General features: G+C 59.4%; 14 protein-coding genes and 3 pseudogenes. 9 read left to right on the top strand and 8 right to left on the bottom strand.

The genetic code is table 11. The features are described from left to right. Positions 1-42: 42 nt before the first annotated feature. Positions 43-1,905: an ATP-dependent zinc metalloprotease FtsH gene (ftsH, locus tag AC1VON_RS31285; RefSeq protein ID WP_483125982.1), complete on the bottom strand. Its 1,863-nt coding sequence runs from the start codon at positions 1,903-1,905 to the stop codon at positions 43-45. 234 nt (positions 1,906-2,139) lie between these two features. On the opposite strand from ftsH, the gene AC1VON_RS31280 reads away from it, so the two are divergent. From AC1VON_RS31280 to AC1VON_RS31270, 3 genes are all read left to right on the top strand, one after another. Beyond that, positions 2,140-3,624 carry a PAS domain S-box protein gene (locus AC1VON_RS31280; protein ID WP_483125981.1) on the top strand — a complete coding sequence of 495 codons (1,485 nt, stop codon included), beginning with the start codon at positions 2,140-2,142 and terminating at the stop codon, positions 3,622-3,624. Beyond that, positions 3,620-4,240 (top strand): response regulator FixJ, encoded by a 621-nt coding sequence (gene fixJ / locus AC1VON_RS31275; protein ID WP_483126403.1) that lies wholly within the window; start codon positions 3,620-3,622, stop codon positions 4,238-4,240. Before AC1VON_RS31280 ends, fixJ begins: the two co-directional genes overlap by 5 nt. 194 nt (positions 4,241-4,434) lie before the next feature. After that, positions 4,435-4,821 (top strand): response regulator transcription factor FixJ, encoded by a 387-nt coding sequence (locus tag AC1VON_RS31270; RefSeq protein ID WP_172348851.1) that lies wholly within the window; start codon positions 4,435-4,437, stop codon positions 4,819-4,821. 205 nt (positions 4,822-5,026) lie between these two features. Here AC1VON_RS31270 and AC1VON_RS31265 read toward each other — a convergent pair. After that, a pseudogene (locus AC1VON_RS31265) lies at positions 5,027-5,350 on the bottom strand (VIT1/CCC1 transporter family protein); the annotation flags it as partial. Positions 5,351-5,502: 152 nt separating this feature from the next. Continuing rightward, complete coding sequence (locus tag AC1VON_RS31260) at positions 5,503-6,894, bottom strand: NAD-dependent succinate-semialdehyde dehydrogenase (RefSeq protein WP_483125980.1); 1,392 nt, start codon at positions 6,892-6,894, stop codon at positions 5,503-5,505. Positions 6,895-7,084: 190 nt separating this feature from the next. Between AC1VON_RS31260 and adhP the strand changes: the two genes are divergently transcribed. Both adhP and AC1VON_RS31250 read left to right on the top strand, forming a co-directional pair. Next, positions 7,085-8,110 (top strand): alcohol dehydrogenase AdhP, encoded by a 1,026-nt coding sequence (gene adhP, locus AC1VON_RS31255; RefSeq protein WP_483125979.1) that lies wholly within the window; start codon positions 7,085-7,087, stop codon positions 8,108-8,110. A gap of 406 nt (positions 8,111-8,516) precedes the next feature. Further along, a pseudogene (locus AC1VON_RS31250) lies at positions 8,517-8,621 on the top strand (transposase domain-containing protein); the annotation flags it as partial. A 70-nt stretch (positions 8,622-8,691) separates the two neighbouring features. Here the strand turns inward: AC1VON_RS31250 and sdhC are convergent. Further along, positions 8,692-9,057, bottom strand: a complete 366-nt coding sequence (gene sdhC, locus AC1VON_RS31245; protein WP_483125978.1) for a succinate dehydrogenase, cytochrome b556 subunit — start codon at positions 9,055-9,057, stop codon at positions 8,692-8,694. Between the two features lie 163 nt (positions 9,058-9,220). Here sdhC and AC1VON_RS31240 point away from each other — a divergent pair, with 163 nt between their 5' ends. The 3 genes from AC1VON_RS31240 to AC1VON_RS31230 all read left to right on the top strand — a co-directional run bounded on the left by AC1VON_RS31240 (position 9,221) and on the right by AC1VON_RS31230 (position 11,059). Beyond that, positions 9,221-9,790 (top strand): TetR/AcrR family transcriptional regulator, encoded by a 570-nt coding sequence (locus AC1VON_RS31240; protein ID WP_483125977.1) that lies wholly within the window; start codon positions 9,221-9,223, stop codon positions 9,788-9,790. 408 nt (positions 9,791-10,198) lie between these two features. Further along, positions 10,199-10,516, top strand: coding sequence for an NAD(P)(+) transhydrogenase (Re/Si-specific) subunit beta (locus tag AC1VON_RS31235; RefSeq protein WP_483125976.1), 318 nt, complete (start codon positions 10,199-10,201; stop codon positions 10,514-10,516). A gap of 12 nt (positions 10,517-10,528) precedes the next feature. Continuing rightward, positions 10,529-11,059, top strand: a complete 531-nt coding sequence (locus AC1VON_RS31230; protein WP_483125975.1) for a flavin reductase family protein — start codon at positions 10,529-10,531, stop codon at positions 11,057-11,059. Positions 11,060-11,069: 10 nt separating this feature from the next. On the opposite strand, the gene AC1VON_RS31225 is transcribed toward AC1VON_RS31230, so the two are convergent. The 4 genes and pseudogenes from AC1VON_RS31225 to AC1VON_RS31210 all read right to left on the bottom strand — a co-directional run bounded on the left by AC1VON_RS31225 (position 11,070) and on the right by AC1VON_RS31210 (position 12,228). After that, positions 11,070-11,276, bottom strand: a complete 207-nt coding sequence (locus AC1VON_RS31225) for a hypothetical protein (protein ID WP_483125974.1) — start codon at positions 11,274-11,276, stop codon at positions 11,070-11,072. A 25-nt stretch (positions 11,277-11,301) separates the two neighbouring features. Next, complete coding sequence (locus AC1VON_RS31220; protein ID WP_483126402.1) at positions 11,302-11,487, bottom strand: 2Fe-2S iron-sulfur cluster-binding protein; 186 nt, start codon at positions 11,485-11,487, stop codon at positions 11,302-11,304. A gap of 28 nt (positions 11,488-11,515) precedes the next feature. Then, positions 11,516-11,680: pseudogene (locus AC1VON_RS31215) on the bottom strand (2Fe-2S iron-sulfur cluster-binding protein); the annotation flags it as partial. A gap of 5 nt (positions 11,681-11,685) precedes the next feature. After that, positions 11,686-12,228 carry a nitroreductase family protein gene (locus AC1VON_RS31210; RefSeq protein ID WP_246740913.1) on the bottom strand — a complete coding sequence of 181 codons (543 nt, stop codon included), beginning with the start codon at positions 12,226-12,228 and terminating at the stop codon, positions 11,686-11,688. A gap of 132 nt (positions 12,229-12,360) precedes the next feature. Between AC1VON_RS31210 and AC1VON_RS31205 the strand changes: the two genes are divergently transcribed. Continuing rightward, positions 12,361-12,930, top strand: a complete 570-nt coding sequence (locus AC1VON_RS31205; RefSeq protein WP_483125973.1) for a hypothetical protein — start codon at positions 12,361-12,363, stop codon at positions 12,928-12,930. Positions 12,931-13,012 lie beyond the last annotated feature (82 nt).

The following is a 13,012-nucleotide window of genomic DNA, read 5'->3' as shown; positions in this document are numbered from 1 at the left end:
GAAGGCGTTACGCCTTCGCTTGTTGGAGCTGACCGCGAGACGTCAGCCACCATGCCCCACTGCTTCCGCGACTGGAGTGACTTTGGCCTTCCCGGACAGGACCACGGGCACTTGGCCACGCTGCAACGGGGGAAAATCGTCCGGCGTGATCGTCTCGTGCTCCAGGAGAAGTTTGGTACCCGCTTTGAGATCCGACATGTGCGCGCCGAGCAGATCCGTCGCGGCCAAATAGGCCTCATCGAGCATTTCCCGAACGGCGAGGTCGACCTCCCGCGCGGTCGCCTCCGAATAGTCCCGGGGATGGAGCGCTGATCCGTCCCCCAGCCACTGCTGCTTCTGCTCCTCGAGCACGGCCTGACCGACCGAACTCATGCCGAAGCGCGTCACAATCTGGCGCGCGACATCGGTCGCCTTGGCGAGGTCGTCAGCCGCGCCCGTCGAGACTTCGCCATAGATGATCTCCTCGGCGGCACGTCCTGCGAGCAAAGCCGTCATACGTTGCTTCAACTCGCTCGTGGTGATGAGGAAGCGATCGTCTGTTGGGCGCTGCAGCGTGTAGCCAAGTGAGCCGATCGAGCGCGGGATGATAGATACCTTATGCACCGGATCGGTCTTCGGCAGGTTCGTCGCGACCAGTGCGTGACCCATTTCGTGATAGGCAACCCGCTCGCGTTCCTCCGGTCGAAGCAGGCGGCCCCTTCTCTCCGAGCCGGCAACGATGCGCTCGACCGCATTGGTGAAATCATCCATCGTCACCTTTTCGCCATTGCGCCGCGTGGCGAAGATCGCCGCCTCGTTGACCAGGTTGGCGAGATCCGCGCCGGTGAAGCCCGGGGTGATGGCGGCAATGTCGTCAACATTCACTTCCGGGGCAGCGGTGATTGCCTTCATGTGGACCTTCAGGATCGCCTGACGCCCCTTGCGGTCAGGTCGATCCAGAACGACCTGACGATCGAAACGTCCGGCGCGGGTCAGCGCCGGATCGAGAACTTCCGGGCGATTCGTCGCGGCAAGCAGCACGATGCCGACACGCGGGTCGAAACCGTCAAGCTCCGACAGGAGCTGGTTCAGGGTCTGCTCCTTTTCGTCACCGCCGCCGTAGCCGGCAAACGGACTGCGCGCGCGCCCGAGAGCGTCGAGCTCGTCGATGAAGATGATGCAGGGTGCCGCCTGCCGTGCCTGTTGGAAGAGGTCGCGCACGCGGGCGGCACCCACGCCGACGAACATCTCGACGAATTCCGAGCCAGAGATCGAGAAGAAAGGTACCTGTGCTTCGCCCGCGACCGCGCGCGCCATAAGCGTTTTGCCGGTGCCTGGCGGACCGACGAGCAGGATGCCTTTCGGAATACGCGCTCCGAGACGACCGTACTTATCCTTGTCCTTCAGGAAGGCGACGATTTCCTGGAGTTCCGCCTTGGCCTCGTCGACACCAGCCACATCCCTGAAGGTTACGCCGGTCTTGCGCTCGACATAGACCTTGGCTTTTGACTTGCCGATATTGATCAGGCCCCCCATGCCTTGTCGGTCAGCATATCCACGAAAGACGAACATCCAGAGCCCGAAAAACACCAGGACCGGCAAGACCCATGACAGGATCGTGGTCAGCCAGTTGCTGTCGCTGCCGCCCGAAACTTTCACCCCAGCTTTCTCAAAAGTCTCGGCTGTAACCGGATCGACTTTGTTAGCGATGAAGAGCGTTTTTCCGTCTTGCGGCGTCTTGAACTGACCCTGGATCGCGGACTCGGTGATCGTCACCGAGGCTACCTTCCCCTGATTCACCATCTGCATGAGATCGCTGTAGGAGAGTTGGGAGACATCGCGCGATGCCAACCATACCTGAAACAGGCCGAGCAGGAGGAAGGCAAAAATGAAATAGCCGATATTGAACTTGTTCTTACGGTCCATGTCCGTTTCCCTCGGCTGATTTTCCAACGTTCGACGGCCTTTCTTTCACGTGTTTACCGACGTATCGTTGACTTCGGTCAAACATTGGCCCCCTACCGTGCAGGTTCTCGCGAAGCCATTTCCGATCCTTCACGATGCCAATATCAGCCGGAGCATCAGACCAGTCGCCAAGGCGTGTTGGCGATCCAGCTATTTTAATTGGTGGAACCTATGCCGGCGAGAGACATACCTGGAATGAGCGGACGACTGCTTCAAATCATCTTCTCCAGACGATTTGAGGGGAGGGTGGGATACTTTCTGGCAGCGGTATTGGTTGCCGTCGTCTTCGCCATTCGCCTTGGCCTGCAGACATTGCTTGGCGACCAGGCAGCGTTCATCCTCTTCGTTCCGGTCATACTGGTGGCTTCGATCGCCGGGGGAATAGGCCCCGGCTTGCTGGCAGTCGCGCTGTCGCTTGCCGGCGGGCTCTACATCAGCGGGTTTGGCGAAGACAGATGGCTGCAGCTGATCGTCGTCACGATTGTCGGTCTCGTGATCGCCTGGATGGGGGAGATGCTGCATCACGCCCGCCGTGCCATGGACAGGACTGAAAGCGCGCTCAAGGCCCGTGAAGCGCATCTTCGCTCGATTCTCGATACTGTTCCTGACGCGACGGTGGTGATCGACGCGCATGGCATCATCAATTCCTTCAGCGCTGCGGCCGTTCGTCAATTTGGCTACCCTGAGGAGGAAGCGATCGGCAAGAACGTTCACATGCTCATGCCCGAGCCCTATCATCGTGAGCATGACGGTTATCTTCACCGCTATCTGGCGACCGGCGAGAGGCGGATTATCGGCGTCGATCGCGTCGTCGTCGGGCGACGAAAGGACGGCTCGACTTTTCCCATGAAACTCACTGTCGGCGAGATGAAATCGCCCGAAGGAGTCTTCTTCACAGGTTTTATCCGAGACCTCACGGAGCGTGAAGAATCCGAGGCGCGTCTACAGGAAATCCAGGGGGAACTGGCCCGGCTGGCCCGTCTCAATGAACTCGGCGAAATGGCTTCGACACTTGCTCACGAGCTCAACCAGCCGCTCGCCGCCATCGCCAATTACACGCAAGGGTGTGCGCGCCTGCTCAGGAATATGGACGATACCGTGGCTCTACAGATGAAAGACGCGCTTGAGGAGACGGCAAGGCAATCGCTGCGTGCCGGGGGCATCATTCGGCACCTGCGAGAATTTGTAACGCGCGGCGAGACCGAAAAAACACGTGAAAATGTCCGCGGATTGATCGAAGAGGCCGGAGCCTTGGCGCTTGTCGGCTCTCGTGAGCGAGGCATACGGTCGGTGTTCGAATTTTCCGCAAACAACGGCATGGTGCTTGTCGACCGGGTGCAAATCCAGCAGGTTTTGATGAACCTGATGCGCAACGCCATGGAGGCCATGCGTGAAAGCGACCCGCGTGAGCTGATCGTTCGGACCTTGCCCGACGGGGATGGACATGTGGCCATTGAGGTCGCGGATACGGGTCCGGGAATATCAGATGACATAGCGGCCCGTCTGTTTCAGCCTTTCGTCACTAGCAAGGCGAGCGGCATGGGCATCGGCCTTTCCATTTCCAGGCGCATTATCCAGGCCCATGGGGGGGACATTTCAGTCAGCCGCAACGGTGAAGGGGGTGCGACCTTCCGTTTCTCACTACCAACAACCGGAAAAGAGCAAGCAGATGCAAATTGACGATTATGTCGTGCACATCGTCGATGATGAAGAACCGGTTCGCAAATCGCTTGCCTTTCTCCTCACGATCACGGGCTTCACGGTACGCGTCCATGATTCCGCCACGAGTTTCCTGGCTGCTGCCCCTGGGCTCGGCAAGGCATGTCTTGTCACGGATCTCAGGATGCCGGACCTGGACGGCGTCGAGCTACTAAGCAGATTGAGGGATGCACATGCCATGGTTCCGTCTATCGTAATCACCGGCCATGGAGACGTATCGATGGCCGTCGCTGCCATGAAAGCAGGCGCCGTGGACTTTATCGAAAAACCCTTCGAAGACGAGGTGTTGATCGATGCCATCAAACGGGCGGCGGTTCTGCTCGACAAGACGCATGATGGTGCCGCGGATGCCTCGGTCGTCCAATCTCGGCTTGAGCAGTTGTCAGATCGCGAGCGTCAAGTGTTCGCTGCCGTCGTTGCAGGCCTACCGAACAAGTCAATCGCCTACGACCTTGATATCAGCCCCCGCACCGTCGAGGTCCATCGAGCCAATGTCATGGCAAAGATGCAGGCAAAAAGCCTTCCAGAGCTCGTGCGCATGGCGCTCGCCACGGATTTTGGCGACCAGAGGCATTAGTATCGATCGCTGCTGACGTCTTGAAAATCGGTTACCATCGACATCCCTGCCACAATCACCGCGCTCGAACTACAGCCTGCGTTACCTTCCCACGGTGGCTTGTCCCATTGATCTGTAGCAAAGCGTCACTCGTCCGAACATGAGAAACGGTCATTGTCGACCAAATCGACTCGGAGGTCGGCGGAGGCCTGAATGTGACCGCATCAGAGATTGTGCTTGTGGCAGCGCCGGATCAGGCTTTTCGGCGCTCGTTGGAATTCGCTTTGCAAAGTGCGGGCTTCCAAACCAGTAGCCATTTCTATGCGACAGCTGCTTTCGCCTCGGAGCGCGCAGGCGGAGCCGTCTGTGCCGTCATCGACGAGTGTGCCATCGAGGATTGGAAACTTGTGCCGGAGCAATTTCTTCGGTTCACCAAACCAATCATCCTCCTCGCCAGCCTCTTCCAGACTCCTCCGAGTTTACCAGGCGTGACATTCGTGATGAAGCCTTTCCTTGGTGAACCGCTTATCGAAGCTGTCTGCAACGCCATCGCCGGCGGTGTGAAGGGTTCCCTAAGTAGATACCCTTACGGATATGACTGAATTTCGGCATGCCCGGTTTTGCGTGATTGATCTCTCATCAGAAAAAGGGAGACGAACATGGCAATTCTGGAAGCGACCCGAACTTCAAATGGCGCGTTGTTCGTTCGCAACATAAGCTCTGTAGGCTCCAAGCGGCCAAGTGCCGACATTCTTTCCTGCCGGCGCTGAAATCTATGCCCAAGGAGAGAAATGCCGCGATCCATTTTACATGGATTTGAGCCAGTTCCTCCCCACTCGGATCGTGGGTCGGACGCCAATTCCTGTCGCTCTCGATCGAGGTCGGCGTTCTCTGTGCCCGATTGCGAACTGACCGAAACATACTCGCCTGCAGCCATCGACATGGCGCCAGCTATCAGCCCAGCAATTCCAGCGCCCAATACTTGCGCGCTGCCAGACGACCCAGAGGCCTCGCCAACGATCAGACGATCAGACTCGCGGTGGAGAGGACGCCATCATTTGCTCCCAGAACGCCCGCACGGAGCCAACCAATACGGCCGATGCGATGGGTTTCCACGTGTGAAGAACTCATGACATTCTCCAACCGAAATCTATTCTCTGCATTTCCACGAAGCGCGGACGCTGCCGTCTGGTCGAGACGGTGTGACCAAGCCTGGCGACATGGCACGGATGGTCTCCATGCCATGTCGACGCCGCCGAAGGCGGCGCAGCTACAACATCCCGTCAGAACGCGGCGTTGATATCGACCACGTCAATGAGCTTGTGGTTGACGAACTCCTTGATGCCGAGGCCGAGAAGTTCGCGGCCATAGCCGGAGTGGCGGATGCCGCCAAACGGCAGGTCGGCCTTGACCATCGTGGGATGGTTGACGAACACCATGCCGGTCGAGATCTTCCGGGCGACCTCCGCGCCGTGCTTGGGATCAGACGTGAACACCGAGCCGCCCAGGCCGAAAGGAGAGTCGTTGGCGATCCGTATGGCGTCGTCCTCGTCCTTGGCGCGAAACAACATCGAAACAGGCCCGAAGAACTCCCAGTTGCGAGCCGGATTGTCGTCGGCGACGTTCGTCAGGATCGTCGGTTGAACGAATGCTCCCCTGTTGGGAACCTTGGGGCCGACCTCTGTCGCCGTAGCGCCGAGCGTGACTGCCTGGCGGATCTTGTCCTTGAGTTCATCGGCCGCGCCCTGCGATGACAGCGGAGCCAATGTCGTCGCCGGATCGAACGGATCGCCCGCATGCAGGCCGGCCACGCCAGCGGTATAGTTCTCAAGGAAGCGATCGTAGATTTCGTCCGCGATGATCATGCGTTTGGAAGAAACGCAAACCTGCCCGCCGTTCCAGTGGCGTCCGAAGACCGCCCACTTGACCGTCTTCTCCAGGTCGGCGTCGGCCAGCACCACGAACGCATCCGCCCCGCCGAGCTCCAGCGTTGACTTCTTCAACGCCTTGCCCGCCTGTGCGGCGACCATGGCGCCAGCGTTCTCCGAGCCGGTAAGAGCGACACCGCGCACCTTGGGATGATTGAGAATAAGATCGATCTGGGAATGCGCGGCGTAAAGATTCTGGAACGCCCCTTCCGGCAAGCCAGCATCCCGCATGAGTTTCTCGAACGCGGCCGCGCTCTGGGGAACGATGGAGGCGTGCTTGAGCAGGATCGTGTTGCCTGCCGACAATTGCGGCGCGATGATCCGCGCGACCTGGTAGTAGGGGAAATTCCACGGTTCGACGGCAAGCAGCACGCCGAGAGGTTCGTGCTCCAGGACCGCATTGCCTTCCGCGGGATCGGCCACCGGGAGTTTCTCGGGCGCAAGCAGTGCCTCGGCATGCCGGGCATAATATTCGAAGATGGCCGCCGACAGTTCGACCTCGGCCTTGGCCTCGGAAACCACCTTGCCCATCTCGAGCGTCAGAAGCTTGGCGTAGGCGTCGACATCCTTGCGCAGGAGGTCGGCCGCCTTCTGCATCACCTTCGCGCGCTCGGCGAACGAGGTTTCCTTCCAGGATAAAAACGTGGTGTGAGCGCGCTCTATGGCCTGCTCGACTTCGGCATTGGTGGCGTCCGGGAAGGTTTTCACGACTTCGCCGGTATAAGGGTTCGTGGTTGCGTACGACATGGCTATTTCCTTTTTCGATCTTGGAGGTGCGTGATCTGGTCATCATCGGAAGACGGGGTCGTCCCGAGCCTTCCCCCGGCTTCCATCAAGCGCCGGTATTCGGCCCCCGACGTTGACATCGATCAAAGTCCAGTCAATTCGAACACCTATGCTTCCGCCAGCAATGATGCTGGGCCAAGGAGACATGACCATGGCAAAAATGATGAAGGCGGCGGTGGTGCATGCGTTCGGCAAGCCCCTGACGATCGAGGAAGTGCCCATCCCGACGCCCGGATACGGCGAGGTCCTGGTCAAGGTGATCGCGACGGGTGTCTGTCATACCGATCTGCATGCGGCCAACGGCGACTGGCCGGTGAAGCCGACGCCGCCGTTCATTCCCGGTCACGAAGGTGCGGGGATCGTGGCGGCTGTTGGTCCCGGCGTCACCGGTCTCAAGGAAGGCGATGCGGTCGGCGTGGCTTGGTTGCACGACGCGTGCGGCGGCTGCGAATATTGCGAGACCGGCTGGGAGACGCTCTGCGAGACCCAGCACATGAGCGGCTACACCGTGAACGGCAGCTTTGCCGAGTATGTGATCGGGGCCGCCCCATATGTGGCACGGCTGCCAAAGAACGTGGACTTCGCCCAGATGGCGCCAATTCTCTGCGCCGGCGTAACAACCTACAAAGGGATCAAGGAGACCGAAGCGAAGCCCGGCGAGTGGATCGCAATCTCCGGGGTCGGAGGATTGGGGCATATTGCTATCCAGTACGCCAAGGCGATGGGGCTGCACGTCGCGGCCTTGGACGTTACCGACGAGAAACTCGCCTTGGCTCGCACGCTGGGGGCCGATGTGACCGTAAATGCGAAGGATCCGGACGCTGCCGCTCAGGTTGTCAAGGAAACCGGCGGTGGTGCGCACGGTGTCCTGGTAACCGCCGTATCGATCCCGGCCTTCGCACAGGCGCTGCAGATGGTGCGCCGCAAGGGTACCATAAGTCTCAATGCGATGCCGCCAGGGGATTTCCCCACCCCGATCTTTGATGTCGTGTTGAAGCGTATCACGATCCGGGGCTCGATCGTCGGGACCCGAAAGGATCTCGCCGAGGCGGTCGAGTTCGCCGCCGAAGGGAAGGTCAAAGCCCACATACACAAGACGGAGCTCGAAAACATCAACCAGGTTTTCAGCGATCTCGCAGCCGGAAAAGTGGATGGCCGGATGGTCGTGACTTTGTGAGGTGCGCGAAGCAGAGGAGACAGATCATGACTGCTGCAGCGACGAGAAGCCCCAGCGCGACGCGAAACAATGGCATAGCGCGGCACCAGGAATCTCCCACGTCCGACATCAGTGGAGACGCTTCATCACGAGATTGATCGCGTATTTGAGAATTTTGGTGCCAGTTCGAGTCGGCACCCTTTCGACAGCCCATCTTTTGAACCCGAGCTTCTGGCGCCACGCACGCTGCTATCACGGCTGAACTCCCGGGGCTCAATGGCACGGACATCGAAGTCGAGCTTTCGAACGGGATCCTCACGGCGGCCAGCCGGATTCACGCCGTATCCGCGCCAGACGGCTGAACATCGCCAAATCAATCGAAATCGACCTGACCGCATCAGAGCCAACAACCGAATTACTGGGCGACATCGCCTCGCTCATCGAAACCTGCAAACTCAACAACATCGGCCCGCGGGCATACCTGACCGCCGTGCTCACCGCCATCGTCAACGGCCACAAGCCGGATCGATGAGCTTTTGCAGCGAAGTTGTCGGGCTTTACATAACAATTCCCGCACGTGACCGCTGTCGGCTCGATGTGCGTTAACCCAGCCAAATGTAGAGCCACAAGGAGACTGTGAGAGTTATCGAGGCGATGAACGTGGCGGATGCCGAATGTCGCGAGATAACGCGCCCAAAACCATTCCCGATATCCATGAAGAGGTGTCGGATGCCGGAGGCCATATGCTGGAACATTGCCCACGTCAGGCCTATCAAGATGAATTGGCCAAACCAGCTTCCTGCGAACGAACAAAAGACCGCATATTCTTCGGGGCCGAGCGCCAAAGACATCAGATACCATGTGAAGATCGGCATTCCGACAACGTAAAGACCGATCCCTGTTATCCGATGCGTGATCGAGGCAATGGCCCATATCTGCCAGCGCCAAACGGTCAGGTGTGGCGACATGGGCCGGGTGCGAGGGGGCGGCATGAGCAATCCTATTCCACGATGCGCGATGTTCAGATACGGTCTGATTTCAAATACACTGTGAATCTGAATATCGCAATGCTACCGTCAATTCATGAAACCCAGCAAATCGAGAAAACCGCGACTGACACGGACCGAGAGCATGGCGCTTACGCGACAAAAACTGCTCGATTCCGCACTGAATGCCTTTTTGCAGGAGGGCTATTCGAAAGTGACAATCGAAGCGATTTGCGAAGACGCGGGTTACAGTCGGGGCGCTTTTTACGCGCATTTCACGTCGAAGGAGGACGTGTTTCTTGAGATTATCGCCTCGCAAGCCAATAAGGTCACGCCGATCCTAATAGAGCGCATTGAGAGGGCGTCATCACCATCCGGGATGATCGAGATCGTCTCAGAATGGGCGCAAGAGCGCAGCCAGACCCAAAGCTTGTCCGCTCTGATGTTCGAGGCAATGCAGCAGGCGCAGCGAAACGGTACCTTGGACGAGCGATATGCAGCGCTTTTCAGCGACAACTGGCGCAGCGTTGGCGAAGCCATGAGCCTGTTCTTCCCCGATCAACGGCTACCCTGCGCGCCCGAGGAACTCGTCGCGATAATCGTGGCGTTATCCTACAGCCCGGTCGTCAGTGGTGCGAGCGGGCATAAGGCTGGCAGATTGGTCGAGTTGACGCTGAAGGCATTGATGCAAAGGCCTAACTCGCCCCGAATCTAGGATTTCTGTCCAGGTGTGAGCGGCACACCGGCTGTCGCGAACGGCCTCCCCATCGCTCGATGGCAAAGGTGGAATCCGACGCCCGGCATAATTGGGCCGTCGTTCGGGTTGGAATGCCCAAGATGGATGATTGCTTGGGGCGTTTCCCGGCGCTGTCCTTTTCGACGTTCTCATGGTTCCGGCCCTTCCCGAAAAGAGCAGTGGAGGCACTCCATTGTTGATGCATATCAACACACGGAAGAATGAATGGTTGTTCCTAGTCATTCGCGCTCGCCCGGTCCGTAAGCGAATTCCACTTGAATTCGCTAGTTCTGGCTGACGGCTCTTATTTCTGGATGCTCGCCTGGAGTCTCATCATGTCGATCAAGATTGCAGTCCTCAAGGAGACACGGGCCGGCGAGCTGCGAGATGGACGAGATCAACGGCGAGTTCAGTTCCACCGACGTGGTGCTCGTCATCGGGGCCAACGATGTCGTCAATCCGGCTGCCCGTACCAACAAGTCCTCGCCGATCTATGGCATGCCGATCCTCAACGTCGATCAGGCGCACCAGATCTATGTCGTCAAGCGCGGCCAGGGAAAAGGTTATGCCGGTGTCGAAAACGAGCTTTTCTACGCGGAGAACTGCAACATGGTCTACGGTGACGCCCAAGCGGTGACGGCCAAGATGGTGCAGGTGGTGAAGGACCTTATGCCGGCCGCCCCGCCAGTGCCGGCCGCGGCCTGAGAGGAGGAGATGATGCAGGATCTGCCGCTGGCGAAGGTCTATCAGCTTCTCGAACCAGGACCGGTCGTCCTGCTAACGACCGCGGATCGCGGCAAGGCCAATGTCATGACCATGTCATGGCACATGATGCTGGAGTTCGAGCCGCCGCTGGTCGCCTGCGTGGTCAGCGAGGGCGATTACAGCTTCGCGGCGCTGCGCAAGACCAAGGAATGCGTCATCGCGATCCCTGCCGTCCAACTGGCCGCAAAGGTCGTCAAGATCGGCAACTGTTCAGGACGCGACGTGTCGAAGTTCGAGCAATTCGAGCTGACGCCAAAGCCAGCGGAATGGGTCTCTGCCCCTTTGATCGTGGAATGCTTCGCCAACCTCGAGTGCAAGGTGACCAATACGCGCTTCGTCAATCGATACGATCTCTTCGTGCTGGAGGTGGTCAAAGCGTGGATCGATCCGGCGCAGACAGACCCGAAGACAATCCATCACCATGGCTATGGAAAATTCGTCGTCGATGGCGAGACGATGATGCTTCCGTCCAAGATGAGGTGACTCGGACCGGTCAGGCTGCGGCGATCGGCAGTCGCCGGATTCGTTTGCCGGTGGCGGCGAACACCGCATTGGCGATTGCTGCTGCCGTTGGCACCGCGCCCGGTTCGCCGACACCGGTCGAGGCAACGTTGGCATCGCCGACAAAGACAACCTCGATCGAGTTGGGCGCATCATGGAATGTGGCGATCGGGTAGTCCCGCCAGGAGGATGTTGTCACCACACCGTCCTTCACTTTGAGTTCCTCAAGCAGTGTCCAACTCGCCGCCTGCTGCACCCCGCTCCAGCAGCGCCACAGCGGAAATGACCATGCCGCTGGTGCAGGCGCCGCACTGCATGGCGTCCTCGTCGAGGAAAGCCTGCTGGACCCGGATGGAGGACCTCGCCCCTCGCCAGGCCCTCGATCGTGACGATCGCCTTGCCGGCGGCATGCTCGACGACCGTCACGCAAGCCGGGACGGCCTTACGGTCGACCAACACATAGCAGGCACCGCAAGCGCCATGGCCGCAACCGTAATGCGCCCCGGTCGGACCGAGATCATCCCCCAGCAGGCTGAGAAGGGAAGAACCGGGCGGCACGTCCACGTCGCGTGCCTCGCCATTGACCGTGACGTGAATGGACATGGTGTTCACCGGTTCCAGACGATCTTTGCCTTCTCGCGCAGGGTCGGCGAAGGGAGCGCCCGGCGGTGGCCGAGGACAATCGGCGCAACCGGTCGCCACTCGGCCGGGATGCCGAGTTCGGCTTTGATCGCTGGCTCGTTCAGCCAGGCCCGCGAAAGACCGATCCAGCAAGTGCCCAGGCCTCTTGCGTGTGCGGCGAGCATGAAGTTCTCGCCGGCCAGGCAGCAATCCTCGGACGACTGGCTTTCGCCGTTGACGGCGCAGATGACGACGAGTGCTGCCGCGCCGTGAAATATCTCGAAGGCCGGATCGGCTGCATGACCTGCCAACGGCGAACTCGCTGGCAAATGTGCCCGCACGTAGCGTTTGGCTTCCGCCGAGAGTGCGTGCAGGCGCTCGCTTCCGCGCACGACGCCAAAGCCCCAAGGCTGGAGGTTCACCGCGCTCGGGGCCAGGATGGCAGCCCCGATCAATTCCTCGATCGTGCTTTCATCCACGGGATCGGGCGTGAATTCACGCACGGCACGACGAGTGCGCAACGCTTCCATAAGGTCCATGACACGCTCCAAGGCTGTTTCGCACCAATCTAGCGAACAATGCAGGTCACACTTTGATGCATCTCAATGCGCAGGACCTCGCATTCCATGAAAGTGGCGGGTGAATCGGACAGGAGAGAGAGAATGGACGCTTGGGAAATTGTCGGCGTCTTCGATAGCGACGCCAAGATGCAAAAGGCCATAGACCAGCTTCTGATCTCAGGGTTCAACCATGCCGACGTCACGTTGCTGGCTTCAGAAGAGACGATCCAGAAAGCTCCCGATCTGGCATGGCATACGTCGCAGCATCTCGAAGATGATCCCGCGACGCCTCGGGCTGCTTATGTTTCTCCAGAATCATTCGGCGATGCGCAAGGCGCCTTGATCGCAGCGCTGATCTATATCGGCGCCGTTGGAACAGCCGGCCTCATCATCGGCGGCAGTGGTCCCTTGGGCGGCGCCATCGTCACCATCGCAGTCGCCGGCGGGCTCGGCGGAGCAGTCGGAACTTTGCTGGCCCGCATTCTGAAGAAACATCATGCCCATGATCTTGCTGATCATCTGGCTCGGGGAGGGCTCTTGCTGTGGGTCCGCACACCCAACGCCTTCAAACAGGCGCGGGCGACGGAGATCTTGCGCCAGTACGGCGCAACGGATGTTCACGCGCACGACCTTCCGCTGGTGGATCAGGCTTCCCCGCAGGCAGCGAAGTAGGCTGGGATGACGGCTTCGTACCTGGAGAACAGCAAAGCCCCTAACTTCGGGTCGCATTCCAGTCGGGCTGAATCCATTCAGC

The organism is Mesorhizobium sp. HAY1-8B, assembly GCF_056868045.1.
Note: the sequence above shows the minus strand (reverse complement) of the source record. Positions and strands in the feature narration are given on the sequence as shown.